A 25,370-nucleotide genomic window follows, 5' to 3' on the forward strand; every position below is an offset into this window, starting at 1 on the left:
GATGGTAATAGGGTTGGGGGTTAGGGGTTAGGGCTTGGGTTAAGGGTTTTAGTACCTAATGTAAGTGTGCCTAATCTAAGCATTGCTAATCCCTAATACCAGGATTCCCGTAGGGACGAGGTTCGGGTAGAATAGGAAAAATTAACCAAGGGCTCATGAATCAAGCCACTTTTAATCCTAATGAGATTACTGTGCCCAATGGCTGCTTCTTTGGCTTGCCCTATTCGGTTGAAGAGGCATCAATCGTGTTTCTGCCTGTTCCTTGGGACGTGACCACATCTTACCGAGAGGGCGCAGCAAACGGTCCCCAAGGGATAATACAAGCTTCCGTACAGTTAGATTGGTACGACTTTGATGTACCCCAAGCTTGGCAAACAAGTTGTGGAACTATACCGATTAACTCAGCTATCCAAGACCAAAATAGTGCCATGAGGTTGATAGCTAAAGAGATTATTCAGTATTTAGAAGCTGGTGGCAATGTGGATGATAATGCGATCGCAAAACAGTTAGCCATCGTTAATACTGCCTGTGCTGCTCTCTATAACTGGGTTTACACTCAAGCACTGGAACTGCTGCAGCAAGGCAAGCTGGTTGGCATAGTCGGTGGCGATCACAGTGTTCCTCTTGGGTTAATGAAAGCCCTAACACAGCAACACCAGGAATACGGCATTTTACAAATTGATGCCCATGCCGATCTCCGGCAAGCCTATGAAGGGTTTACTTATTCCCATGCCTCGATCATGTACAATGCCCTGACCCTACCTCAGATTAATCGTTTAGTTCAGGTTGGCATCCGAGATGTTTGTGAAGAGGAAATGGCAATGGCAAAGAGCGATCGCCGGATTGTAGTGTTTGATGACTGGCAGCTCAAAGCTAACGCTTACGAAGGTATAACCTGGGCAGCCCAGTGCCAGGAAATTATTGCTAATTTACCTAATAAAGTTTATATTAGCTTTGACATTGACGGATTGAATCCCACCTATTGTCCCCATACAGGTACTCCTGTGCCAGGAGGATTGGAATTTAACGAGGCAATTTATTTAGTGCGATCGCTAGTCCAAGCTGGCAAAACTATTATTGGTTTTGATCTGTGCGAAGTTGCTCCCGGAGACTCTGGAGATCAGTGGGATGGCAATGTTGGGGCTAGAATTTTGTACAAGCTTGCCTGTTTAACTAGGTATAGGAATACTTTATAGCAGTTATCAATTGGGTCAGGTAAAAAGTTCTAGGTTTTAGGGAGTAGGGAGTAGGGAGTAGGGAGTAGTGATGCATCGCTCTTTCCTAAAGTTCCCTGTTCCGAGATCCGCTGTTCCCATAAATCCTAATTCACCTGACTGCTGTAGCTTGGGTAGCCAAATGTGCCTCTTGCAACTGCTCCAGTAAGGTTTTCCGTTGGTCATAGAGGCGTTTTAGAGGACGAGGCGCTACCTTAGCTAGGCAGTAAGCTGTCAGTAGGGGCATAGCAATAGTCGAGTCGCAATAAACCACTACTGTTTCTGATAACTTTTGTGGATCAAGCTTGCACCAAGAGACCGCCTCCGATGGAGTTGCTCCTGACAAACCCCCTGTGTCTGGGCGGGCATCAGTTACCTGAAGAAAGTAATCATGCCCCTTCTCATCAATACCCAAGACTTCTTGAAGATACGGTTCCGTCTGCAACATGAAATTTTTCGGCGAGCCACCTCCCAAGATCCAAATCCCACTGGCTCCCCCATTGTTTTTAGCTGCCAGCACAATTGCTGCGGTTTCATTCACATCCAAGGACACATCAATGACTGGTCCGGTGCCCTGCAACCCTAGCGCTGCTAAATTCATCCCAATCGAACTATCTCCAGGACTGGAGGTATAGATAGGGACTCCTAACCGATAAGCTGCCGCCAGCAGGGATTGGTTTTCCAGTGCCAATGTCTGCTCCCGTGCAGCAATGTACTTACCGCAGAGGTAGTGAAACTCTGCCGTTCCCATTTGATCCTTAAACTCAGGCTGTTCAATGATCTGACGAAAGAACTTATCCGTTGATAGCAGCACGTCATAATCGAAGAAAATGTCATAGATCCGGACAACTCCTTCTTTCTGCAATACCACATCACTAATATCGTGCCGCCCTTGATGGAGTTCCAATCCGATGCCAAAGTGAGCGTCGTGGTAGAGATTGGCTCCCGTAGATACTATCCAATCGACAAACCCTGCCTCCATCAATGGGATAACTGCGGCCATTCCTAAGCCTGCGGGGGTTAATGCTCCTGTCAAACTTAAACCCACCGTTACGTTGGGCTGCAACATCCGCTCTACCAATAATTGGCAGCCTTCTCGTAATCGACCGGAATTGTAGGCTAGAAACGTCTGGTCGATCAACTCTGTGATTGGGATTCCTGCCGTAATCGGACCCGGAGCGATTTTACGCCCTTGCAAAAAGCGATTTTCTTTGGTGGGCATGTTAGTCAAATCACTCGATAAAACTTGCACTTCACGACGGTTCTAACTTAAAGATAAACATTGTTTATTGTCAAGGTTCATGGTTCAGGATTCATGGCAAAGATTACCTTAGCGCTTGTCTGTGCCATCAATCATATATCCATCGCTTTGGCTGTAGGGAGTACAATGAAATGCTTTTCTTCAGCAGAACTTACCGAAAACTGAGCACCAAACCCTATAAGTTGTAGGAAACCCAACAATTCGAGTTACTGGGTAACTCCTGAGCTTAGGAACTCAAATAGGTATAACTCCTCAAACTCCGCTCATAATTTTGCAGCAGCCGTTGAGATTCTGCCAAAGTAATTCGGTTCTGTTGCAACGCCTGTTCTGTGAGGCGGCGCATACCTTCCACCAAATCTTCAGCATCATACTGCACATAACCCAAAACTTCCGTGATTGTATCTCCCTTAACCACGTGTTCAATTTCATACCCTCTGGGGCTTAATTTGATGTGAACTGCATTACTATCACCAAAAAGATTGTGTAAATTCCCCATAATCTCTTGGTAGGCACCGACTAGGAAGAAACCCAAATAGTAGGGTTCTTTGGATTTGGGATTTGGGATTTGGGATTTGGAATTGGAAATTCTCTCTGGCTCCTCGGCTTTGCGCAAAGGATGTAGTTCCAGCAACGATTTAACATCCCGCAGGTCAATAAATTGGTCAATCTTACCATCACTATCGCAGGTAAGGTCAGCCAGGATAGCCCTTTGGGTTGGTTCTTCATCCAACCGATGAATGGGCATAATCGGAAATAGCTGGTTAATTCCCCAGCAATCTGGCACTGATTGGAAGACTGATAGGTTGACATAGTAAATTGATGCCATGATCGTTTCCAGGTCTGCTAGATCATCGGGAACATAGTCTTGTGTCCTGATAATTTCCCGAATCTTCTGACAGCACGCCCAATAAAGCTGCTCGGCTTTAGCCCGCTGAGTAATGCTCAGATAGCCTAAACTAAACAGGCTTTTTGCTTCTTGGTTAAGCTCGATGGCATCATGATAGGCTTCCTGGTAGTTCTCAAGGTCGATAGTACAGTAAGTTTCCCAAAGATTCCGAATAATTAGATGGTCTTGTTCCGTTGTCAGTGGAGGGGATTGAGATTCGACATCACTGGTACTCAAAACATCAAAGATCAGGACTGATTGATGGGATGCGATCGCACGACCACTTTCACTAATCAGTGTTGGTGCTGGAATTTGATGTTCCTCACAAGCATCCTTCACCGCAGCCACAATGTCATTAGCATAGTTCTGCATGTTGTAGTTTTTGGAGGCATGGAAGTTCGTTTTCGAGCCATCGTAATCCACTGCCAAGCCACCACCTACATCTAGATACTGCATATTCACCCCTAATCCCTTCAGCTCAGCATAAATTTGGCTGGCTTCGCGAATAGCATCTTTAATTACGCTAATGGCAGAGATTTGAGAGCCGATGTGGAAGTGCAACAGCTGCAATGACTCAAGCATCCCAGCCTCCCGTAGCTGGTCAATGGCTTGGAGTATTTCTGGAATTTTCAGACCAAATTTAGCTTTATCTCCTACAGAGTTTCCCCAACGACCCATGCTTTGTGTACTCAGTTTGGCTCGCACCCCCAGCACTGGTGTGATGCTTCCTAACGAAGCCGCCACCTCAATGATTAGCTGCACTTCCTCTAGCTGTTCTAGGACAATTATCGGATTATGTCCCAATCGCCTAGCTAAAAGCGCAGTTTCAAGATATTCCCGGTCTTTGTAGCCGTTACAAATAATTAGGGAATCCGGAGTGAGCAATGTTGCTAGAGCAATCATCAATTCAGGTTTAGAACCGACTTCTAAACCAAATTGATAAGGTTGACCAAAATACACGACATCCTCTACCACATGTCGATGCTGGTTGCATTTAACTGGAAACACTCCCTGGTAACGACCAGGGTATTTGTAGCGACTAATGGCTTGGGCAAAACAGGCGTTTAATTGCTCTATCTGGTCTGCCAAAATATCTGAAAAATGGATTAGTAATGGTAGTCCCAAGTTGCGCTGCTTCAGGGATTCTACCAGTTCCAACAAATCCAACGAGCCGCCCCCATTGCCTTTAGGGGACACCATGATATGACCAGCAGTGTTAATGGCAAAGTAGGGTTCTCCCCAGCCTTGGATCTGATAAAGCTCCTCACTTTTCTCAATTGTCCAAGATTGAGAGGTCTTGTGATCTTGGTTATGGTTTTGGTTATGCTTAGGGATTGGAGAACAGGATGAGTCTATCAACTTAACACCATAATCTGTAGGATTTTGAGTCGAGATCTCAGTAGTAGTCTCATTAGTACTCTCAGGGGTTAAATACTCTTGAAACTGGGATTTACGCTGTAGTGTCACCAATAACCTCCTTAAAGACATTGGTCGAACTGACTAGCCATGCTAAAATGCCGTCAGCGTGTTTTTTAACTAATCGTGAGCGTCGATGTCTAAACCATCTGGTCATCAGGCTCAAAAGCAAGATTATTTCCAGTCCATCCAAACGCTAATATACAATCATCAGATTGCTGTTTGGGTTGGGCTTTGGGTTGTTATGGTCTTAGCCGGTAGCATAGCAACTATGGGTCTGATTGATCCTGGACCGATTGAAGAAGAAGCCAATAATCCACAACCAGCTCTGGCCCAACTGCGGGCATCAGCGGCAAAAGAGGCTGTGCCACTGTCTTTGTTTGGTGTTGTTGCTATAGGCTGCGCCAGCGGTTGCTTATTGCTTACTCAGGCTCTAAAATTTTCAAGCCGGAAAACGAAACCGAAAAGACCGATAACATCTAGTGTCAGCAGTAGAAGGCGACGCCGTAATTCTAGACGCCGTAAGGCGACTCGCAAACAACAACCAGTCAAATCAGTACCATTATTACCACCATCACAAAACAGTAGCGATGACCAACAGACCGAGGTAACGGTTTTGCCACCAGAGCCTACTGATCAGACCAATGCTCAAGACGAGACTCTTGCCAACATGATGGATATGCGTAAGCGCCGCTCTCTGTCTTCCTTGATGCGGGATCAGTAATCAGCCGAGGCTAGTGGTGATTTAATTTGCCCTTAATTTGCCCTTTGTTCACTCTTGACGGTTGACGCAAAACCCGTCAATTGTTAGAAGTTCTAACCTCTAACAGGGATTGCCAATCTTTAATCGCTTGCTGTGACCAAAGCCAGTTCTTGCTCAAGGCATCAGGTTGGAAGTTAATCGGATCGTTGGTGAGCACATGTTGCCGTAGCTTGAGGGATTGTTGGGACAAACTCGCCCGCTTAGCTCCGTTTTGTTCTTGAGCCGATTTCCACGACCCTAGCGCTAAGCCAGCATAGGTATTCAATTTTTGGGAATTGCTGGATTTTCCAGATCCAACTGTTGTAGATTTATTGTTGCTACTCCTGTACAGTGCATCATACCAAGCTTGGTTAGCTCGCTCGTATTTGCCTTCAGCGTAATAGGCAAACCCTAGGGCATTACGGTAAGTCCAAGAGTCAGGTTCTTGTTTGACTGCTCTTTGCCAATAACGTCTGACATCATCAAGACTGTATTCATCGGAGCGGGTCTGGATCGACTGCCATGCCAGACGACCTCTTAAGAAACTCACCATTGACTGATTCAATTGTTCTGAGGGAACTTCCTGAAGGGCAGCAGAAGCATCGGGTAATGCACCCCGGTCTAGCAATGCCGTTACAGCTTCGGTTCCTCGAATAATATTACCCTTACTGAATGCTTCAATTGCGATCGCTGTGACGATGTTGGTTTTAGCATTTGTCAAAGTTGGGTAATCACCAGGTGTCTCCGAACCTGGTGGTAATTGTGTCCCTACCTCAGAACCAGGAGGGTTCTGGAAAAACCAAACGCCCAAAAGTACTAAGGCAAGAGTTCCCGTTGCTCCTAGTCCGATCCACAATGGTGAACCTGGTAACCTTGAACCCTTCTGTTTAGGATTAGTGACCTTTTTAGCCTCAACTTCTGCCGTAGTATCCTCAGGCTTTGGAGCTAATTGGGTTGAACCATCGCTAGACAAAGCCGCTGTCAGGGTTGCGGCTGAAGCTTTCCTAGGAGCAGGGAGTTGGCTTGGGGTATGGACTGGTAAGTTCTTCTGAGCAGTGTCTGAGTAAGGGTTTTCGGATAACCCCTCTAAATTCGATGCTGCTATTTTTGATTCCCCACCCTGAGCCTCTGTATTCAGCTGATCCAGCAATCCCTTAATGAAAGCAGCGGGATCGTCTGCTTCTAGTTCATGGGATTCTAAACCCTGTGGTACACCAGTGATACTTTCATGGTCATACTCAGCTTCTCCCCTAGAGACAAGAGCTGACTCTTCCTCAAATTCTGAGAATGTGGTATGATCAGATTCTGTTGGTGGCGTAAAAAACCCCTCTTCTGGGTCTAACCCGACAGAGGTCTCATCAGGATCGGGCAGGGTAAATATTTGAGTTCGGTCATAACTCTGGTCATCATTGGTCAGGAAACCATCAAATTCCGGATGCAGATAGAGAACAGGTAATGCCCAATAAAGCTGGTTCGAGCCATAAGCAGAAATCAGTCCTTGTCTAGCTCGCGAGAGGCTTAGGTCAATGGGATAACCCTGGTTGATGTTACGGTATAATAGTCTGGTTAGGGTCAGGGCTACCTCATCGGGGATGCGCTCTGCCATGGCTAGAACCCCAGGAATACCCCGCTTAACCAGTGCTTGGGCGAGATTTTGATCGTTACCGTTTTCCTGGCTATCTGAAACAGCTGTATGAGCACCACGACAGGAGTTGAATACAGCCAGCTGGACACCATTATTAACTAACAATCCCGCTAGATCATCACCCCTTACGGTCTCTGTCAAACCAGTTTTTTTACTAACCAGGTAAACATCACCACCTGATTCCCCTAGGTTAGAGTGACCAGCATAGTGGAAGACTTGATATTTTCCTTGTTCCAGGGCTTGGGTTAACTGTTCCCGTCCTGGCTGTTCCAGAATGGTCAGATGAATCGCTGGGGGTCCATTGGGTGAACGATGGCGGAGTTCTTCTTTGAGGTGAGATGCTTCTTGTAAGAGTTCTAAACTTTCTTGATCACTTGGACCGGCGATCACCATCAAAATTTTCAGAGGTTGATTCGGTGGAGACAAAGGCTTCGGAACTGGTCTAATCAAGCCTTTGGTCATCTGGTAGCGGGAGAAAGCCACATCAGTTCCTGTAGCTAGGGGACGATCCCCAGCATGGAGGACTTCCCAAGGTAGGCGGGGTAATTCTGTACCTTTCAATCCCAGACGCAGCCGCAAAACCGACCGTTGATTTTGAGCGATCGCTTGCGCCATCATCCAGCTATCGCGCAAGCTTCCTTTAAATAGGGCATTGTATAGCTCTTGACCCAAGGCAACTAAGTTTAAAGAGGATTGAGAGTACGGTTCTCCCCAAGATGGCATGGCAAAACTGCCATCCACCCCAGCTGCCCTACCCTGCAGGACACTAAATAGGGGGTCATTCATCAGTTGCTTGGCCTGGGTTAACCATTCTTCTACCGGCCAACTGACTTGTTCTTCTGCCAATGAGACTCCCGGTGCCACTCGTTCGATGCGCACCAGATAATCATCATGTTTTCCTAAGGGGGTTACGGAGATATGGAATTCCTGTGCCACTGTTGCCCAATTTTGCTCAATTTCAAGGGATCAATTTTGCTCATAGTGACGAGCTTTGGCTGAAGGTTTAAAAATTCTTGAATATTTGTTTACTATTTGCTTATTGAGGAGTATTCCTTTAGGGGAAAATTCTTGTTGGCTCATGGTATTGATGCCGTTTTTTATTTAAGGTTTCCAAGGCATACTCTGTTAATTGTTTTGAATCAGAAAATTTCCTAATTCCAGCATTTGGGTGCCACTTTACCCAGATTTTTCCGGATTGCTATCACCAATCTCGGAAAAGTGAAATGGTAGATGCACCCTGATTGACACCCCCGGTTCACTTTGGTGAGCTGGGGATTTTTTTTCACTGGGTGGTAAGGTGTTACCCACTCTATCTAGCCATCTCTATAGATTTAGTTTGCTTGCTCCTTTTCCTCTAAACACCAACTGATTAAGCGATGCAGAGGTGCGACCCGTGGCGAATTTAATTACGGGTCAAGGGCACCTAAGCGGTCTTGGGGAGGCAGAGGTGCGACCCGTGGCGAATTTAATTCGACGACTGTAAACGCACCTAAGCGGTCTTGGGGGTTCCCCCCACTCGCTATTGCCGTGGTTTCCCCCATGAGCGACTGCATCAAGACACAGTCTTAAGCACTTAAAACAGGTGAAATTGCTTTGGCAACCAGCTAATTTCCCCTTTGGTAATTGGTACTCATACCCAGCAGTGGATGTACTGAATCAGTAAGGTTTCCAGGAGAAAGGATTAGGGTTAGGTTGATCGATACTTATGATAAGCGTGTTACCAACTAGCTTAACATCTGAAATTTTCCCCAAGATACTCCTTTGGGGTTTCATCACTGTCTGCAGAGCATTTTAGTCAGCCTGACCCTCAACTTTGCTAATTCAGGTCAACAGTGGCTAATCCTTGGTATTAAGCAGTTTGTCAGTCTTAGGGAGAAGCTCTAGGTGTATTGTTTGAGCTTTATTATGGTTTTTGTAAAGATTTTGACAAGACTCGGTAATTACCGAGTCTTGGGATTTCACCCCATCGGTAGATGATTTTTGACCATAGCTTTTAGGGAGCTAGGGTCGATGGGTGATGGGGTGATCGGGAAATAGGGAGATCCGGAGCATCTTAACTTGTCAAGACTAATGCACAAACCCCCTTATCGACGATAATTACAGGGATTTCAGCCTTTAATTTATAACTAGAAAGCGGGCTTTAAGGGTCTTGATGGGTAAGTCCTGATGTCAGCTATCAGCCGTCAGCTGACGGCTGATAGCTGATAGCTGAATACTTACGTCCTGATTGTCTTCCTTTAAGAGATAAGATCCTCAATCAAGTAACTCAAAAGACTTGATCTCCAAAACCGGACCAATCATCGCAAAGGTCATCACATCCTCTCGCACCTCTCCTGTAACCGTGACCTTCAGTCCCGATTGCTTTAACTGTGCGGGAGTGTCCTTGAGTTCGTAGGTTTCCCCTGAGTCAGAAACCAGTGCCCAGGCTCCTGACCCGATGTCTTTGCGCTCAATCACGCCTGTGATGCTGATCGTCATGCTGATTGTTTCTCCCCTTGAACGGCTAAATAAGCTAGTCCAAAACAGAGCAAGGCATTGGCAATCAGGAACACCCGAGACAAAACCCCGCCTCCAAGCCAGATTAGCTCAGGTGAAACCACAGCACTCACAGCTAGGCAACTGGCCACACCGAGAGCTGAACCAACTGCTAACCACTTCCATTGCGGATGTCCTAACAGTAGGGCGATTAATATAAATGGAATCACAACACTGGCAAATAGAGGGTTGAGAAAACTGCTGCTGCCAATAGCGCTACCCAATTCTGGAATCGAACTGCCCATGACTCGGAAGGGCCATTGGGGTAAGTCAAATATATACAAACCTTTCAGGAAGAATAATCCTGAACTCCCGGCTACTAAGCCAGTGGCCAGGGACCAACTCCAAGTAAAGGGAAAATAATTGCGCAAGAACCAGGCCAGCAGGTAGGAACCTAGTACCATAGCAATCTTCGGCCACAGGGCGATCACACCACCGTCAATCCAAAAGCGAGGATTGAGATAGCCGTTATCCCGTAACCAGCGGAAGAAGTCTTGGAAGGTAATTTGTCCTTTCAGAGCCAGTTTAACCGCAGCACCAGCATCCAATTGTCCAGCACCATAGTGGTTTAGGGGGTCATCTTCTATAGCTCGGGTGGACTGCTTGAGTACATTCAATACATCAGCAGGGTCTTGAATCCCAGTAGCTTTGATTAAAGCTGCCACACCAGCTACGTGAGGCGATGCCATACTGGTGCCTTGGAAGCCAGCAAATACAGGGCTGCCTGTGTCTCCATCAATCGTCTCTTGCAAAATCTTACCATTTTCACTGCCACCAGGGGCTGAGATATCTACCCCAGCACCAAAGTTAGAGTAGGGAGCTTTCAGACCTGCGGAATCAAGGGCAGAAACACCAATAACATGGGGATAGCGGGCAGGATAAGCGGCAGCATTTTGGTTAGAGTTACCAGCAGCAGCCACTAGGACAACACCTTTGTAATAGGCATAGTCGATTGCCTCTGCCATCAGATTGCTTTCACCAGCCCCCCCTAAACTCATATTGATCACATCTGCCCCATGATCAGCGGCAAAGCGAATCGCTTCTGCAATATCAGCCACTGTACCACCACCATTAGCTGCCAATACCTTCAGGGGCATCAGGGTAGCTTCGTAAGCAACTCCGGCAACACCGTAACCATTGTTGGTAGATTGGGCAATGGTACCAGCTACGTGAGTACCGTGACCTTGATCATCCCATGCTTCAATCCGGTCATTGACAAAGTCGTAGCCTTCAACAAATTCAGTATCTTTCAAATCCGGGACTGCGCTGACCCCGGTGTCAATCACTGCTACTGTTACGCCACTACCCTTGGTGTCATCCCAGGCAGATTCTACATTAATGCTGCGCAGGTTCCACTGCTTGCCATAGTCAGGGTCATTGGGAACCTCGAAAGCACTATAGGTATAGTTCGGTTCAATATATTCTGTTGCTTGGGATAGTCCTGATTGTTTCAGGGTATTCAGCAGTTGTTTATCTCCCTTTAGGATATATATGTGATCTGCTGCTGAAAATTCACTATTGAGTTGGGGATTAACCTCGTATTCTTTTGCGATCGCTTGCAATTGCTCATTAAGTTGAGCAGCTGGTATATCTTCCCGGAAGTCGATCACAATCGACTCAAAATTCCCCTGATTTGCCAATCCTTTAAAGTTAAACAGGGCAAAACCCAGCCCTACTACAAACAGACACAGTATCAAAAATTTTCTCATGGCAATCTGTCGCTGGTTTGCGAGTCTTTAATCACCACGATAGCTTATATAGCAAAGGGAGTAGGGAGTAGGGAGTAGGGAGTAGGGAGTAGGGAGTAGGGAGTAGGGAATATGGCATCAAAAATTATCACAATTGATTTAGGTACCCTATACCAATTTTCAAAAATTGCTAGCTATTAATTCTTGATCAAGGGTGAAGGAGATAATAGGCAACAGGCAAGAGGCACCCACCCCTAACCCCTCCCAGGAGGGGAAGGCAAGAGGCAAGAGGGAAAAAATCCTGTTTAGCTCCTGATTATGACAAGCGCTATAGAAATTGACCCTGTTGTCACCTGCTCAGGTTGTTGGATTTTGAAGGTGAGGGGGATTTTGTGTCTTGGTTATATCAAAATTGACTCAAGTCAGCACCTTTAAGGAAATAAAGAGCTATTTGAGGATTGAGATGGGATTGTACAGATAAAGATTAATGCGATCGCAAAACATGGGTTCGCTCAAGCAGGGGACAAGAAGGGGAAAAAGAAGACCGGGTGTCGCGGGTGGGGTTTAGGGGGTATGGTCAACCAGTGAACCAAGGCTGAGGGGGCGACAAGTCAGCTATTATCCCTATAACTTATCTACAAAATCCTGATTACTTTAATTCTTTAGCCCTACCTGCCCCTGTTTTATTCACCCAAATTGAATTAAAGTTTTTCAGCATAATGTCAGTAGCATTGATCTTTTTATTGGTTCCGATCGGTTCAAACGTTGCGTTGACATCTGGATAAACAAAGAAAGGAATCGAAATCCGACTCCTGGAGAGTGTATGAATCACTTCGTGGGGAGTACTCACAAACAAACCATTTGTCCAAAGTTGCAACATATCCCCCAAATTAATCACAAAAGCATCTTCTAAACAGACCGCATCAATCCAGGCATTTTTAGTATAAACCCGCAGGGAAGGAGTGGGAAAATATTCTTGGATTAACACAGTGAAAATACCGTTGTCTGTATGTTTTCCTGCCACACCACTTTCCGAGGGGTAGTAAATAGTTCGATGGATCAGGATTGGATCATCAAAATAAGGCTCAAACCAATCCGGGTCAAGGTTCAAAGCAACAGCCAGTGCCCTAAGAAGGTGGGGAACAATTTTAGTCATAATTTCCCCTTGAAGCTGATAGTGGGATGCCGCAAAACTAGGGGCTACAGTATCATCAGGAATCAAGCTGGGGCCAGTAAACGGCTTGTCTGAAGGTGGATGTTCGATTGCCTTGGTCAAAAAGTTCCTTGGGATCAGGACCAACATCCTCATGGAGGGTTTCGCCATAAAGGGGGACGTAGCCCCTAGACGTGTTGGGATAAACGGTTTGTTTATCCTGTCCGTAGTCTTCTTTAATGTCCTTTGGCAACTGGAAAAAGTTACGAGAGCTGTCGATGGTTTGTTGAACTAAATCGGCATAAATGCCATGATCTTTCAAATAGAAAAACCCATGCTCTAAGCAGATTTTGTAGAGGCGTTTGTGTTCTTCGTTGCCTGAGTGAGTTTTAAGCATTGAGGTATTTGAATTTTGTTAATTAGATAAATTAATAAAAAAAATATCTATCTTTTTTTATTAATTTATATTAAATACAAAGGCGCTGTTCGTAGAGCTTTTGGTAGTAAGGCAAACAAAACTCATAAGCTTGCTTTAAATGTTCATGGTCTTCAATTTTGGCATAATCTTTTTTTTCTCGTTCTTTAAATCCTTGACTAGATTGAGTATAATCATGCCATCCACCTTCCCATTGATTGATTTCAGGTTGAGGCTTAGCTTTCCATGCTAGAGCTTCTTTAATAAAAGAGATACCCACAGCCTCACAATAAGCCTTCACCGTTGCTTCAGGTTTTTGGACTAAATCATCTGAATCTATTAATATTGGAACTTTTCCATTCATTTCATTCAATGTTTCAAACAGCCTATTTAGTTCAGCATATCCAGTTTCTTCTAAGGTAAAATCAGGCCAATTTTTAAAAAGTGACGGCAGAGATTTTTCTGGATTTCTTATTAAAAAAGTATTCTCAAAATTAGACAAAAACTCCGGGTTAGCTATATGGGTAACATAGTAGCCCATGTCTTTAATAAAAACGGGCTTATTTTCAGTTTCTTGCTTTAACTTTGCTAAGATTGAATTAAAACTATTTTCAGGATTTAACTCCGCTTCTGGATAACGGGTAGTGTTACGACGCTCTTGACTGTAGTAAAAAGATAACCCAAAAGGTTCGTCATGTACTGAAAAATCCCCTCTTTCTCGCATCATACGCTCAAATGCAGTAGACGTTGATCGTGGCAATGCCCACAGAGCTAATATTTTATCCATTGTCGTTAATTCACGTATTATTATTTTATGCTTTGGATGAAAGCGCCAATAATTGGGTCACATTCATCCTTCTTTATTATCTATATTTTAAAGCTTAATCCTTACTTACTTGATTAATTTGCAAAGATACTCCTACAATATCTTCTAACAGTTTAACCACAGACATTTCTCCTTTGTCGTGACCATATTTTGCCTGGGCAGACTGAAAAATACTTCTAGCTTGATTTCCCATCATTAAAGGTATATTGTATTGTTGAGCAAGTTCATCAATAAGCCGCAAATCTTTGACACACAGTTTAAGAGTAAAGGATGGATCATAATGTCCTGCAAAGATAGATGGAATATCATGCTGTGCAACCCAACTGTTGCCAGCACTTGCTTTAATCATTTCCGATAAATTAGTAAGTGGAATACCAGCTTTTTCTCCAATAACAAGTGCTTCTCCGATTGCACAAGCATTGATAAACCAGAGCATATTAGTAATTAGCTTAGTTATATTTCCCGTTCCTAAACCTCCTGCATAAAAAATTTGTTCTGCCATGGGTTCAAGAATAGGCTTTGCTTGTTCAAATACCTCAAGCTCACCACCAACGAAAAAGATTAATTCTCCTCTTTCTGCCCCATCTACTGCATTGGTTACGGGTGCCTCCAGTACCTTAACCCCCACAGAAATAGCTTCTTCTGCAATTCGTTGGAATGAGGTGGGAGAATTGGTCGTACAATCAATCCAAGTTGAATTGGGACTTAAACTTTTTAATAGTCCTTTCTCACCCAAAAGAACGCTTTCCACTGCTGCAGGATTGGGTAACATTGTAATCACTGCATCTGTTTGACGAGCAACGACTTCTGGTGATTCTGCCCATTTTGCTCCTTTTTTTATCAGGTTTTCTGCTGATGCCGGACGTAAATCATGGACAACCACAGAAAAACCTGCTTCAAGTAAATTTCGTGCCATGGGATTTCCCATGTTACCAACACCTATAAAGCCTATTTTATTCATGTTTTTTTATGTCCAAACAAAAAAAATTTATTTTTGATATTCTAATTATAAGCTGATGTGCATTTAAATTGGTTATTACCTGTTTCCTGTGATTATTAATTGAGGTATCCCAATCTAAATGCTGAACAGCTTAAGCCTGCTTAGATGACTTTCTTATAGACATGATATTGCTTACAGGGACTTATATATTGAAACTCAAAACCACATTCATGCAATAATATTTGAGCCATTGATTCTGGCAAGAGCTGATATTTACAAGTTTGCTTTGCCAAGAGCATTTTATTTCGATGAAAACTATAGTGTTTATCAAACTTATCATAAGGAAGTGGGAATATTTTTTGACTATAAGTTATTTCATCGGGTAAACTTTATTCATAATCCTGATGAACACCTTGAACACTAAAAATTAAGCTTCCTTGATTGTTCAAGTGATTTGCTACATTATGGAAACTATTGATAATATTTTGTATTTTTGGTAAATGGCTACAAAAAATATAGTCTTTTTCATGGTTGTCAATAAAATACCAAATTCCTCCATTGGAAAAAGCTGCATCAAACTTTTTGCACAAATCCATGGTTAATACATTTTCATGGCGTAAATCAATGTTTTTTGGCAGGCGTTTTTGTGCTTGGATTAACATACTTTCAGTGAAATCAATTCCCACAAAATCAATTTCAGGCAATTTTTCAATTAATTTTTCAGCGACTAATCCGGTTCCGACGCCTAATTCCAGAACAGAATTACATGATTTTAATATGTGAGCTATAGAATCGGTTTGAGCTTCGTAATCATAATAACCTGCTGTCATCAAAAGATCGTAATATTCGCTAATGCCAGTATATTGATTGACTTGTTCTTTCAACATTTTTTTCCTTAGTTTTTCAGTTTCACTAATCAGCAATTTACATTCGGGTATATTAACAATTTGTCAACTTTGGGGATGACTATTCATACACCGCGATTGCTTCACCCAAAACATCAAGTATCTGCTCTACACCCAATTTCAGAGCTTCTTTTCCATAGGTTTTACCCCCTTGACTGCGGGCACCACTTGTAGCTGTGTCAACAGTTAACATATCATGGTATAATCAAGTCGCTCGCAAAAACATTCGATTTCCAGATTGGGGAAATTCAAAAACTTACCATCGTGCTTGGGTAACAAATCCAAATAGGCAGCAATGTAATCCGGGCCACAATAGTCTTCATTCTCCACATCTTGGTCATAAGCCCTTGACCATTGATCGTAGTATTGCTTAAGATGGTCAGCCTTTCCAGAGAGCTTGTGGACTTCCTTAGTCGCATCAAAACTATTAACTGTCTTGGCACTTTTGGGTTCAGTAATGGTTGTCTTCAAAATAAATACCTCTTGTTGTTGACAACTTTTGACATCTCTGATGTCTAGAGGGCTAGAAAGTAGTTATCAGCCCAACTCCTATCAAGAGAAACCTCTAGTGGGACTTAAACAAAAATCAACCCCAAATGAAGCCTAAACTGGCTTTATAAGCAGCAAACACCTGCCGATTGTGAGTCACCCATATGTGCTTTGCACACGCTACGCGAACAAAGAAACGAAAAGACATAGCTGTACGAAAAGCCTCCAAGGCTTCTGTAAAAGTATTCATTCGCGTAGCGTGGCCTTTGGCCAAGGTTTGGAACGCCCATCGCCTTCGTAATCCCCCAGTTAACTTATGCCAAAGAATAAAAGTGTAGGCACAAAATACTAGTATCAAATGGCGAACTAGACTTATTTTATCCCTGACTTGGTATTCTTTCAACCCTAGCCAACCCTTTGCTTCCCGATAAAATACTTCCACCCAATTTCTTTGAGAGTAGGTCATTACTCCCCACTGTTTTGTTACTTTATCTGAATCAACATTGGTGCTCAAATAATCAATGTCTGTTGCTTCTTCCCAAGAACTAGCATTCATTACGATAGCCATTGTCCTTTCTCCTTCTAGACCAGATATCTGAGCCTTCACTGTTGCCACCCAAACGGTTTTCGATTTATCGTTCGTTGAGTTCAACTTCCTCAAACTCCTCTTTGGATAGGCTTTTTGCTAATTCGTCTATACGTATTTCTATCTCAATATTTAACTCATTTTTTATAATTAATTTCCGTTCGCGTAGCGTGCGCCTTTGGCGCATTTTTTGCCACTCCTCCTAAATACTTTAGATTCCTTTCTTCCAGTTTCTTCAGAAGCGATGCAGCGCGGTCTTGGGGGTTTCCCCCATGAGCGACTGCATCAAGACAAGGTTGTGTTATTGCCATACCCCGCATCAATTAGGACGATTCCCGGACGATATCCTCGGGCTAAACTCCGGTCAATTAACTCTATCCCTAAATCGGGCTTCTTCTTAAATTCTTCATCTTTATTTCCATTGGGTAAGGAAGTCGCGTGTTGATACAACTAATGGTCTAATGGTAAGCTTTTTTTGCCATCGTAAAGATGGGTTGTTACTAAGACTATTCCATTGTCTGTCTTTCCGATTTCTCCGATATATTGCCTTCCCACTCCGAAGCGTCAAGTTACCACTTTTTCGCGAGTCCTGAGTCGTCCAAAATCAATGCAAATCCCCGACTGATCCGAGGAAAGAGAACATTTGTTCATCAACTCTAAACGGCGTTCATTGATTTGACTCCCTGACCAAGGGGCATCGGTTAAGAAATGGTGTAATCGGTTATAAACTACTCCAATCGCGTTATCAGCCATCTGTGTCAGGTTTTTCCTCTCACTTTCCCCTAATAATCCCCCAATGAGCGTGTCTAAACCCGGTTTTTTGAGCCTTCGTTTTGAAGCAATCATCGAAACGCTTGCACCATTTTTCTTTAGCTCGGGGGCATCGCAGAGGGGCTAGTTTCTCTCATGGGGGCAATTTCGACGTGAAACGTTCTTCTATCATACATTATACCCTAATTTTTGTCTTTTTATCGTTTAAGTCCCACTAAGGCGATCATGTTGGGTTTCATTGTTCAACCCAACCTACCGGCTTCGCCACCTATGCTGCTGCGCTTACCATTAAGGCTTTAGCAAACCCTAAAAGCCCAGTAGTGAGCACCTTCTTCAGCAATGTAAGGGCCGTCAATAATGGAGCTGACAAGCTTGGCCTTGTTTTCAGCTTGGAGTTGATCGCAAACCTCTTGAAAATCTGTGCTGTCGTAATAACTTTTACGAGTACTCACAACCACTAATCCCCCCGGCTTAGTAAAGCGAATCATTTCTTCGAGGGCTGTGGGAGGCACATGACCGAGAGTGAAAACGCCACAACTAATAGCAGCATCATAGCGATTATTCGGGTAGGCTTTGATGGGTTTAGTCATATCGCATCCCCCGGTTAAATTGCGATAAGCCTGGGTTTTTTCAGCTTCTTCAACCATGCCATGGGACAAATCAAACCCATCAACATTTTGATAGCCTTTGCGACGTAACGCCATACCGACAAGGCCTGTCCCACAGCCTGCATCTAAAATTTCGATTTCCGGATTCCGTAAATTCAAAAACTTGCCATCCTGCTTGGGTAACAAATCCAAATAGGCAGCAATGTAATCCGGACCACAATAGTCTTCATTCTCAACATCTTGGTCATAGGCCCTTGACCATTGATCGTAGTATTGCTTGATATCTTCAGCCTTTCCAGAAAGCTTGTGGGCTTCCTTGATCGCATCAAAACTATTAACTGCCTTGGCACTTTTGGGTTCAGCAATGGTTGTCTTCAAAATAAATACCTCTTGTTGTTGACAACTTTTGACATCTCTGATGTCTAGAGGGCTAGAAAGTAGTTATCAGCCCAACTCCTATCAAGAGAAACCTCTAGTGCGGAAGAGTTGGAAAAATTTTAGTCATCATCGGGTGATAAACCCCATGACAACATTGTTTTCCAAAGTCGAACTCCTTTATTTTGGCTAGGGATGGTTGATCAGGATAATCGGAATCATCGTGATCAGAGACCGGACTGGGAGCACAGCTCCACCAGACAACTTCCTTTAAGAGGTCTCTCGTTAAGTCCATATTTATCCCTAGCATTTAGACCTCTTGTAGAATAACATAGTTTGTGCAAGCGACAAAATTTTTGAGCACTTTTGCGATTTCGATCGGGCTGTAATCTAGCTATCACAAGGGAGAGTTGTAGTTTTACAAAATTTTAAGTCGGCCTCGGAGATAGTTGATCTTCACTATCAACTGGGGCGCAACACCTATAGTATTTATCAATACCATGAGGTACTTAAGCCGGTGGGTTTTAGGGAGTAGGGAGTAGTGACAGGTTCTATGACATGAAGGAGTTTCACCCATCACCGACTGCATCAAGACAGGGATAATAAACTTGAATGTACTTAATAAGTATAATTAACGCTATAGTATTGATTGACATGAGATTTTATCGGGGTTTACGATTTTATTAAGTACATAGTTTTCAGTTTTCAGGGAGTAGGAATTACCCCTAACCCCCCTTAAGGGTTAGGCTGTAAGTCAAATACAAAAATAATCAGATGCATTTCGAGACAGTTGGTAACGATCGCCTCAATGGTCTATTTTCTTAGTCTGATTGGGAATCACTGCGCCTCATAAAAGCTCTACAATCTAACCGTAGCCCCTAACTCGTGGCCTTAGCTCACACACGCTATGCCCGCCTATCTGTCATGCTTGATACAAATTCAGTTTTAGACGTATTACGACCAGTACAAGACCCCGAACTCCAGAAGAGTTTGGTGGAATTAAATATGATCCGCAATGTCAAGGTTGACAACGGTACAGTCAGTTTTACCTTAGTGTTGACCACCCCAGCCTGTCCCTTGCGGGAATTTATTGTAGAAGATTGCCAGAAGGCAGTAAAACAGCTATCGGGAGTAGAAGAGGTAGTAGTCAATGTTACCGCTGAAACACCTCAGCAAAAATCCCTGCCTGACCGCACTGGTATTGAGGGCGTAAAAAATATTTTAGCCATTTCCAGTGGTAAGGGAGGCGTTGGTAAGAGTACTGTTGCGGTAAATGTGGCAGTTGCTTTGGCTCAGTTGGGGGCTAAAGTCGGTCTCCTAGACGCTGATATCTATGGTCCCAATGCTCCAGCTATGCTGGGATTAGCTGATGCCAAAGTGATGGTTCAGAAAGGAAAACAGGGGGATGTGATCGAGCCAGCCTTCAACCACGGTGTCAAGCTAGTGTCCATGGGATTTCTAATTGATCCAGACCAGCCAGTTATTTGGCGCGGACCAATGTTAAATGGGATTATTCGCCAGTTCCTCTATCAGGTAGAGTGGGGTGAATTGGACTATCTGATTGTGGATATGCCACCAGGAACTGGGGATGCTCAGCTAACCTTAGCCCAAGCAGTACCGATGGCAGGAGCCGTAATTGTAACAACACCCCAAAATGTGGCTCTGTTAGACTCCCGCCGAGGGTTGAAAATGTTCGAGCAAATGGGAGTCCCCGTGTTGGGAATCATAGAAAATATGAGTTACTTTATCCCACCAGACTTGCCCGATCGTCAGTATGACCTGTTTGGCTCTGGAGGAGGTGAAAAAACATCAAAAGAACTAGGTATTCCCTTGCTCGGTTGTATTCCCCTAGAAATTTCCCTACGGCAGGGAGGAGATCAAGGATTGCCCATCGCTGTGGGGAATCCAGAGTCAGCCTCCGCTAAAGCACTGGTAGCGATCGCATCTCAGATTGCTGCCAAAGTTTCCATTGCTGCCCTTTCTAATTAACAAAGGCATAACTCAAAAATAGAAAATGGAAAATCACCATTAACAATTTTCTCAGGGTTAATACCTAATAGCTCATAGCTAATATAGGAACCCTAAATAAATTGTGAGAATTTTTATTCTCTACTCCCTGCTCCCTGCTCCCTGTTCCCTATTCCCTATTCCCTATTCCCTGTTCCCTTTGCTATAGCTCATACCTCATAACTGATGGTACAAATTAATAAATTTAATAAATTTAGAATTAGAAATAGTATTCGTTGGCGGCTGTTTTGGGCCCCCTGGCAGGAATTAGACTGGCAACTGTTATTCCTGACTGTGGGGCTGACCCTCTTTGGGGCAGTGATGATTCGCTCTGCAGCCATCGACAATCCTGAAAACTACTGGCTCTCCCACTTGCTCATTGGTAGTATTGGATTGTTCATCGCTCTATTCATTTCCCGATCGCGCTATCAATCCCTGATCCAATGGCATTGGTTAATTTACGGGATCACTAATCTGTCCTTAATTGCTGTAATGATTATCGGTGCTAGTGCTAAAGGTGCTCAGCGTTGGGTTACCATTGGAGGGTTTAATGTTCAACCCTCAGAATTTGCCAAGATCGGGTTGATTATTACTCTAGCTGCCATCTTGCACAAACGACCAGCTACTACCATTCCAGCAGTAATAGCAGCTTTAGCAGTCACTATATTACCTTGGGCATTAGTGTTTGGGCAGCCTGATCTCGGAACATCCTTGGTGTTTGGGGCAATTACCTTGAGTATGCTTTACTGGGCAAATGCCAATCCCGCCTGGTTGGTCGTGTTGATTTCCCCTCTGGTGTCAGCCATTGTCTTCAGTATATCTTCACCTGCATGGTATACCTGGGCTGCTGTAATCACACTGATTGCCTTCCTCAGTCTCCCTTGGCGCTGGTTGGGAGCCTTGGGTACCCTGGTTGTTAACCTAGTTGTCGGACCGTTAGGAAAAGTCTTCTGGAATCTGTTGAAGGACTATCAAAAAGACCGATTAACGCTCTTTTTAAACCCCGATCTAGACCCCCTCGGCGGAGGATATCACCTAATTCAGTCTCGGATTGGTATCGGTGCTGGTCAACTTTGGGGAAGGGGACTCAACCAGGGAACTCAAACTCAACTCCACTTTATCCCGGAACAGCATACTGACTTCATTTTCTCAGCCATTGGTGAAGAACTAGGCTTTGTAGGTTGCTTGTGTATTTTATTAGCGTTGTGGTGGTTGTGCCTACGCTTGGTGCTGATTGCTCAGAATGCTAAAGACAACTTTGGCTCTCTGGTAACAATTGGCGTGCTCTCAATGATTGTGTTTCAAACCGTGATCAACATTGGGATGACTATTGGCTTAGCTCCCATCACAGGAATTCCTCTACCTTTACTCAGTTACGGTCGTTCAGCCCTACTAACCAACTTTCTTGGCCTAGGGTTAGCCCAAGCAGTGGCCAATTATCGACAGCGATTGAAGTTTCAATGAGTTATGGGTTATAAGATACTGGATGACTAATAAGTCCAATAGCTCCTATCCTAGTAAAGGAAATCTAAGTTTTTAGGCACTCATGATTTTTCCAGGTTCTATAGTTCGCGTAATTAATGTAGACGATACCTATTATCGCTTTGAGGGGCTAGTACAGCGGGTTAGTGATGGTAAAGCAGCTGTGCTGTTTGAAGGAGGTAACTGGGATAAACTAGTGACGTTTCAGCTGTCGGAAATCGAAGAGGTGAAACCAAAAATTGGTAAAAAGGGTTAGTGGACAGGCATAGATCAAAGAGATCAATAACTAATGACTAATCACTAATCATGACTAATCCCTAAACCATGCGCCTTCCCTTACCCCAGTTTACTCCCAGCAATCGCTCAGAACATCACCTTGCTGAGGTGATTGAAACAGCAACTACAGAATTTCTAGCTCAATGTTTAGAGCCAGAAGATCTAAGCTTTCCGGTCATGCCTCCCTTTGGCAGCTGGGTAAAATCTGTAGATGATGAGTCAGGTAATCAAATTTTTGCTGTAGTTTATTATGCTACGACTAGCCCGATTGACTCGGTTCATCGAGCAACAGCTTTAGGATTGTCACTGGCAGAATTACGTGAGCAGCAGCCTCAGATTTTTGCCATGCTCAAAACTGAGTTTCGTGCTGCCATCGTTGGGTTTATGTCTTCCGAAGAGGGTGTTAATGGTTTTAGCAACCATCACGGTCGAGTCTATCAGTATCTTCCACCCCGTCCACCGCAAATTCATCAACCTGTCTACCAGTGTGAACCATCAGAGGTTATTCACTTTAGTGAACAGTTGGATTTTTTGCGAACACTTTTGGAAGTCAATGGTGCCCCAGTAGACCCACTGACAGCAGCTGTGATTAGGGAAGTTTATCGTCTTCGTCAGACTGACCGCGACTGGTTAGTCAAGGCCGGACGAACCTTGAGTGTCTTACTTAAGGATGATTATGACCGCTTGCGGTATATTTTGAGTCAAATTCATTGTTGACATCTCCCCCGGTTGAAACACGGGGGATTCTACGAGGTTGTTACGTGGCAGGTTGAAACCGTGCTACGTAACAACCTCGTTCGATATGATTTTTTCAGGGATTTGAAAATGTCATATCGATGTGGAACTGTCAAAAATTCCCTACTCACCTTGGCTAGATCAATACCTAGCTGTGTGGCTACTTTTCTAGCGATGTTAGTCGCTCCATTACAATCAGCGTTAATCAGGCACCCAGAAGAAGTTTTGTACAATCCACGCTTCACTCTTTTCCCTGACGGTTTCCAGTTCTTGGGTTTTTCACCATAATTTGGAAGGCTGTCTTTGTCTAGGCAAGACGCTTTACTGGTGTACGCTTCTTCGGTAATTGTCAGCTTAATCCCATATTCAGGGCAAAGTTGTTCAAGTCTATTGATTAATCTTTTTGTTGGGATAACTACAAAGTTCTGATTGCCCCGCTTTCCTATATTGATTGAATCTTTTTGGCGTTCGTTCCAGCCAATTATCAAGTTTCCTACGCGATCACTAAGACAACGGTTAATAATAAACCTGGCGGCTTTATTAATTGCATCTCGCATCTGGTTGTTTCGTTTCCGTTGGACACGATCGAGATTGGAATCCCAATAAAACTCGGGCTTACCAGTTTTATACTTTGCAACCAAACGAGCATACCCTTGGTTCATTGATTTAAGCTTACGACCATCAATGATTAGGCTTTTTCCGTGGGTCGAAACTCCGGTCAGCCAATTATCGCCACCGTGATCAAAACTCCATGCCTGTGAGTAATCAAGATTTGGGTTACTCTCTACCGGTTTCTTTCCGTCATCAATTACCCAATCGATCCACAGCTGCCCCAGATATGGGCGAACAGTTACTTCATTGACCCAATCTGGATCAATGAAATCTGGAGCTTGCAAAGTAATTTTAGTAAGCAGATCTGGTTTGCTTTCTTTACTTATTGACGGACAAAACAGACCTTCTTTGTAAGTGAGAGCCTGTCTAGGAAAAGTAACAGCAGCCAATCCCCCTTTCTTTCGGTACCTAAGAAGTTTTGGTCTATCTACTTGGCCTTTGTAGTATAGACCGACAAGTTGGTTATAACTTGTGATTGACTCGGCTACAGATTTAAGGGTTTGTTGTGCCGACTGAGCGGCCATGGCCTTGTAATGTGGGTTATCTTTCAGTTCTCTACAAAGTTCTGCGTATTTGGTGCTGCACTTGTAAGTTTTCCAGCCATAACGCAGAATTTCATCTTTCCAATAAGTTGTATAAGCTTCTGGTTGCTGTTCTAACCATTTGTAATGCTTTTGTTTAGAATAATAAGTCGCACAATTCCATAAGTTGTTAGCATTTTCACATTGGAACACCCAGAAAGCTTTATCCTCGTCTGAGAAGTCAGCTCTTACTGAAACCGTCCTATACATTTGTCATCACCTCCTTGGTTTGTTAGAATACCTTCAGTATAGACGTTGGTTCTAAACATGTCAACAACAAATGAGCGGAAAACAAAAAAAAGGATGAGGGGGATACCCGTACATCATGATGAACTAAAAAAGCCCCATACAGTTTGGCTTACCGGGGCTGCGTGGAAGTGGCTTCAATTGTCAGCTAAAGAGTCAAATACTAGTGTTGGGGAATTTCTGGAAAATTGGATAAGAAAAGAGATGGACACGACTGGATAAATCCAGTCTCTGAGTTTCACCCTCTATGCAAGAAAAGGGAGGCTCTAACATTTCAGGATGTTTTGGTAGTATCGTCATCCCCCGTTAACCCTCACGGGTATAATGGGGGATGACTACGAATTACTTGACAAATTACTTTTTTAGTTTCCTGGTTATAAAAGTCGAAGTAACGGTTAATACATATTTCTGTTTCCCTATTCCCTACTCCCTATTCCCTATTCCCTATTCCCTATTCCCTATTCCCTATTCCCTACTCCCTATTCCCTATTCCCTTTACTCATTACCAGCTTCATCAATTTGAGCCTCCAATTGGGCTACCTTTTGCTCCAGCTGTTGCTTTTCCAATTTCAAGTTTTCTGCTAAGGCTTCAATTTTTTCGCGACGTGCTTCTACTTCTAAATCGCGGATATCTAACCCTTGGCTTTTCAAGGTTAGCTCTTGCCGCCATTGTTCAGCCCGTTTCATTTCTTCCTCTAAAAAGGTAGACTTAACCTCAGCTGTTAAATACTTCTTGACTAAATCTAACACCCAATCGGTGGCAGATTGAATAGTGATCACCTCTTGAGTTTCAGCCAGATCGATTAAGACTAAGCAACCTTCTTTAAAAGCTTGGGAATTACTAAACGCCACAGGTCTTGGCTCAATGACTTCCCAGAATTGATCAGAGTTTTGGCGGGCAAGTAGTTGCAATTGGAGCCCGCCAAAATCATCATTGTCTTGAACTTGAGCTAGGTGTAGCATTATCGGTTTGATT

23 protein-coding genes and 2 pseudogenes are annotated in these 25,370 nt (G+C 43.8%); 7 read left to right on the forward strand and 18 right to left on the reverse strand.

Annotation, left to right across the window (positions count from 1 at the left end; all coding sequences use genetic code 11):
• Positions 1–155 precede the first annotated feature (155 nt).
• Entirely contained in the window at positions 156–1,196 is a 1,041-nt protein-coding gene (locus F6K53_RS04075) for an agmatinase family protein (protein ID WP_293067416.1), read from the forward strand.
• Between the two features lie 36 nt (positions 1,197–1,232).
• Here the strand turns inward: F6K53_RS04075 and F6K53_RS04080 are convergent, their stop codons facing one another.
• The 3 genes from F6K53_RS04080 to speA form a co-directional block, all read right to left on the reverse strand.
• A complete protein-coding gene (locus F6K53_RS04080; protein ID WP_293079998.1) occupies positions 1,233–1,400 on the reverse strand; it encodes a hypothetical protein in 168 nt (55 codons plus the stop codon).
• The gene (speY, locus tag F6K53_RS04085; RefSeq protein ID WP_293067413.1) at positions 1,327–2,436 is read right to left on the reverse strand and encodes a deoxyhypusine synthase; all 1,110 of its coding nucleotides are present in this window, start codon (positions 2,434–2,436) and stop codon (positions 1,327–1,329) included. The genes F6K53_RS04080 and speY overlap by 74 nt, the downstream gene beginning before the upstream one ends.
• Positions 2,437–2,701: 265 nt before the next feature.
• Positions 2,702–4,849, reverse strand: coding sequence for a biosynthetic arginine decarboxylase (gene speA / locus F6K53_RS04090; RefSeq protein ID WP_293018068.1), 2,148 nt, complete (start codon positions 4,847–4,849; stop codon positions 2,702–2,704).
• A gap of 64 nt (positions 4,850–4,913) precedes the next feature.
• On the opposite strand from speA, the gene F6K53_RS04095 reads away from it, so the two are divergent.
• A complete protein-coding gene (locus F6K53_RS04095; protein WP_293018070.1) occupies positions 4,914–5,501 on the forward strand; it encodes a hypothetical protein in 588 nt (195 codons plus the stop codon).
• A 76-nt stretch (positions 5,502–5,577) separates the two neighbouring features.
• Here F6K53_RS04095 and F6K53_RS04100 read toward each other — a convergent pair whose 3' ends face one another.
• From F6K53_RS04100 to F6K53_RS04160, 13 genes and pseudogenes are all read right to left on the reverse strand, one after another.
• Positions 5,578–8,100, reverse strand: a complete 2,523-nt coding sequence (locus F6K53_RS04100) for a CHAT domain-containing protein (protein WP_293046781.1) — start codon at positions 8,098–8,100, stop codon at positions 5,578–5,580.
• A gap of 470 nt (positions 8,101–8,570) precedes the next feature.
• Positions 8,571–8,717, reverse strand: coding sequence for a hypothetical protein (locus F6K53_RS04105; RefSeq protein ID WP_293067408.1), 147 nt, complete (start codon positions 8,715–8,717; stop codon positions 8,571–8,573).
• Positions 8,718–9,417: 700 nt separating this feature from the next.
• Positions 9,418–9,642 carry a hypothetical protein gene (locus F6K53_RS04110; RefSeq protein ID WP_293018073.1) on the reverse strand — a complete coding sequence of 75 codons (225 nt, stop codon included), beginning with the start codon at positions 9,640–9,642 and terminating at the stop codon, positions 9,418–9,420.
• A complete protein-coding gene (locus F6K53_RS04115; RefSeq protein WP_293067405.1) occupies positions 9,639–11,408 on the reverse strand; it encodes a S8 family peptidase in 1,770 nt (589 codons plus the stop codon). Before F6K53_RS04115 ends, F6K53_RS04110 begins: the two co-directional genes overlap by 4 nt.
• A gap of 628 nt (positions 11,409–12,036) precedes the next feature.
• Positions 12,037–12,663: a 2OG-Fe(II) oxygenase family protein gene (locus F6K53_RS04120; RefSeq protein WP_293038686.1), complete on the reverse strand. Its 627-nt coding sequence runs from the start codon at positions 12,661–12,663 to the stop codon at positions 12,037–12,039.
• The gene (locus F6K53_RS04125) at positions 12,599–12,937 is read right to left on the reverse strand and encodes a 2-oxoglutarate and iron-dependent oxygenase domain-containing protein (RefSeq protein ID WP_293038689.1); all 339 of its coding nucleotides are present in this window, start codon (positions 12,935–12,937) and stop codon (positions 12,599–12,601) included. The genes F6K53_RS04120 and F6K53_RS04125 overlap by 65 nt, the downstream gene beginning before the upstream one ends.
• A gap of 70 nt (positions 12,938–13,007) precedes the next feature.
• Positions 13,008–13,742, reverse strand: a complete 735-nt coding sequence (locus tag F6K53_RS04130) for a sulfotransferase family protein (RefSeq protein ID WP_293018079.1) — start codon at positions 13,740–13,742, stop codon at positions 13,008–13,010.
• A 94-nt stretch (positions 13,743–13,836) separates the two neighbouring features.
• Entirely contained in the window at positions 13,837–14,742 is a 906-nt protein-coding gene (locus tag F6K53_RS04135; RefSeq protein ID WP_293018080.1) for an NAD(P)-dependent oxidoreductase, read from the reverse strand.
• Positions 14,743–15,110: 368 nt separating this feature from the next.
• Entirely contained in the window at positions 15,111–15,608 is a 498-nt protein-coding gene (locus tag F6K53_RS04140) for a class I SAM-dependent methyltransferase (protein ID WP_293018081.1), read from the reverse strand.
• 79 nt (positions 15,609–15,687) lie between these two features.
• Positions 15,688–15,819, reverse strand: coding sequence for a hypothetical protein (locus F6K53_RS04145; protein WP_293067397.1), 132 nt, complete (start codon positions 15,817–15,819; stop codon positions 15,688–15,690).
• Entirely contained in the window at positions 15,813–16,097 is a 285-nt protein-coding gene (locus F6K53_RS04150; protein WP_293018083.1) for a hypothetical protein, read from the reverse strand. Before F6K53_RS04150 ends, F6K53_RS04145 begins: the two co-directional genes overlap by 7 nt.
• A 115-nt stretch (positions 16,098–16,212) precedes the next feature.
• Positions 16,213–17,609 (reverse strand): annotated as a pseudogene (locus F6K53_RS04155) (transposase).
• A 159-nt stretch (positions 17,610–17,768) separates the two neighbouring features.
• A complete protein-coding gene (locus tag F6K53_RS04160; protein ID WP_293067394.1) occupies positions 17,769–18,458 on the reverse strand; it encodes a class I SAM-dependent methyltransferase in 690 nt (229 codons plus the stop codon).
• Between the two features lie 921 nt (positions 18,459–19,379).
• On the opposite strand from F6K53_RS04160, the gene F6K53_RS04165 reads away from it, so the two are divergent.
• The 4 genes from F6K53_RS04165 (at position 19,380) to F6K53_RS04180 (ending at position 22,937) form a co-directional block, all read left to right on the forward strand.
• A complete protein-coding gene (locus F6K53_RS04165; RefSeq protein ID WP_075905658.1) occupies positions 19,380–20,444 on the forward strand; it encodes an Mrp/NBP35 family ATP-binding protein in 1,065 nt (354 codons plus the stop codon).
• A gap of 204 nt (positions 20,445–20,648) precedes the next feature.
• A complete protein-coding gene (rodA, locus tag F6K53_RS04170; protein WP_293079954.1) occupies positions 20,649–21,926 on the forward strand; it encodes a rod shape-determining protein RodA in 1,278 nt (425 codons plus the stop codon).
• A gap of 82 nt (positions 21,927–22,008) precedes the next feature.
• The gene (locus F6K53_RS04175; RefSeq protein ID WP_044493740.1) at positions 22,009–22,200 is read left to right on the forward strand and encodes an NAD(P)H dehydrogenase subunit NdhS; all 192 of its coding nucleotides are present in this window, start codon (positions 22,009–22,011) and stop codon (positions 22,198–22,200) included.
• A 68-nt stretch (positions 22,201–22,268) separates the two neighbouring features.
• Entirely contained in the window at positions 22,269–22,937 is a 669-nt protein-coding gene (locus F6K53_RS04180) for an HAS-barrel domain-containing protein (RefSeq protein ID WP_293018089.1), read from the forward strand.
• A gap of 40 nt (positions 22,938–22,977) precedes the next feature.
• On the opposite strand, the pseudogene F6K53_RS04185 reads toward F6K53_RS04180, so the two are convergent.
• Positions 22,978–24,358 (reverse strand): annotated as a pseudogene (locus F6K53_RS04185) (transposase).
• Positions 24,359–24,725: 367 nt separating this feature from the next.
• On the opposite strand from F6K53_RS04185, the gene F6K53_RS04190 reads away from it, so the two are divergent.
• Positions 24,726–24,917, forward strand: a complete 192-nt coding sequence (locus F6K53_RS04190) for a hypothetical protein (protein WP_293018090.1) — start codon at positions 24,726–24,728, stop codon at positions 24,915–24,917.
• Here F6K53_RS04190 and F6K53_RS04195 read toward each other — a convergent pair.
• A complete protein-coding gene (locus tag F6K53_RS04195; protein ID WP_293018092.1) occupies positions 24,890–25,357 on the reverse strand; it encodes a hypothetical protein in 468 nt (155 codons plus the stop codon). The genes F6K53_RS04190 and F6K53_RS04195 overlap by 28 nt on opposite strands.
• Positions 25,358–25,370: the final 13 nt, after the last annotated feature.

The sequence above is a fragment of the Moorena sp. SIO4A1 genome (assembly GCF_010672065.1).
In the GTDB taxonomy this organism is placed as follows: Bacteria; Cyanobacteriota; Cyanobacteriia; order Cyanobacteriales; family Coleofasciculaceae; genus Moorena.

Excerpts from the sequence above, each read along its gene's own strand:
- F6K53_RS04075 (WP_293067416.1), top strand. The coding sequence starts at position 156 with ATGAATCAAGCCACTTTTAATCCTAATGAGATTACTGTGCCCAATGGC.
- F6K53_RS04080 (WP_293079998.1), bottom strand. The coding sequence starts at position 1,400 with ATGACCAACGGAAAACCTTACTGGAGCAGTTGCAAGAGGCACATTTGG.
- speY (WP_293067413.1), bottom strand. The coding sequence starts at position 2,436 with ATGCCCACCAAAGAAAATCGCTTTTTGCAAGGGCGTAAAATCGCTCCG.
- speA (WP_293018068.1), bottom strand. The coding sequence starts at position 4,849 with ATGTCTTTAAGGAGGTTATTGGTGACACTACAGCGTAAATCCCAGTTT.
- F6K53_RS04095 (WP_293018070.1), top strand. The coding sequence starts at position 4,914 with ATGTCTAAACCATCTGGTCATCAGGCTCAAAAGCAAGATTATTTCCAG.
- F6K53_RS04105 (WP_293067408.1), bottom strand. The coding sequence starts at position 8,717 with ATGCAGTCGCTCATGGGGGAAACCACGGCAATAGCGAGTGGGGGGAAC.
- F6K53_RS04110 (WP_293018073.1), bottom strand. The coding sequence starts at position 9,642 with ATGACGATCAGCATCACAGGCGTGATTGAGCGCAAAGACATCGGGTCA.
- F6K53_RS04115 (WP_293067405.1), bottom strand. The coding sequence starts at position 11,408 with ATGAGAAAATTTTTGATACTGTGTCTGTTTGTAGTAGGGCTGGGTTTT.
- F6K53_RS04125 (WP_293038689.1), bottom strand. The coding sequence starts at position 12,937 with ATGCTTAAAACTCACTCAGGCAACGAAGAACACAAACGCCTCTACAAA.
- F6K53_RS04130 (WP_293018079.1), bottom strand. The coding sequence starts at position 13,742 with ATGGATAAAATATTAGCTCTGTGGGCATTGCCACGATCAACGTCTACT.
- F6K53_RS04135 (WP_293018080.1), bottom strand. The coding sequence starts at position 14,742 with ATGAATAAAATAGGCTTTATAGGTGTTGGTAACATGGGAAATCCCATG.
- F6K53_RS04140 (WP_293018081.1), bottom strand. The coding sequence starts at position 15,608 with ATGTTGAAAGAACAAGTCAATCAATATACTGGCATTAGCGAATATTAC.
- F6K53_RS04145 (WP_293067397.1), bottom strand. The coding sequence starts at position 15,819 with ATGTTAACTGTTGACACAGCTACAAGTGGTGCCCGCAGTCAAGGGGGT.
- F6K53_RS04165 (WP_075905658.1), top strand. The coding sequence starts at position 19,380 with ATGCTTGATACAAATTCAGTTTTAGACGTATTACGACCAGTACAAGAC.
- rodA (WP_293079954.1), top strand. The coding sequence starts at position 20,649 with ATGGTACAAATTAATAAATTTAATAAATTTAGAATTAGAAATAGTATT.
- F6K53_RS04175 (WP_044493740.1), top strand. The coding sequence starts at position 22,009 with ATGATTTTTCCAGGTTCTATAGTTCGCGTAATTAATGTAGACGATACC.
- F6K53_RS04180 (WP_293018089.1), top strand. The coding sequence starts at position 22,269 with ATGCGCCTTCCCTTACCCCAGTTTACTCCCAGCAATCGCTCAGAACAT.
- F6K53_RS04190 (WP_293018090.1), top strand. The coding sequence starts at position 24,726 with ATGACTACGAATTACTTGACAAATTACTTTTTTAGTTTCCTGGTTATA.
- F6K53_RS04195 (WP_293018092.1), bottom strand. The coding sequence starts at position 25,357 with ATGCTACACCTAGCTCAAGTTCAAGACAATGATGATTTTGGCGGGCTC.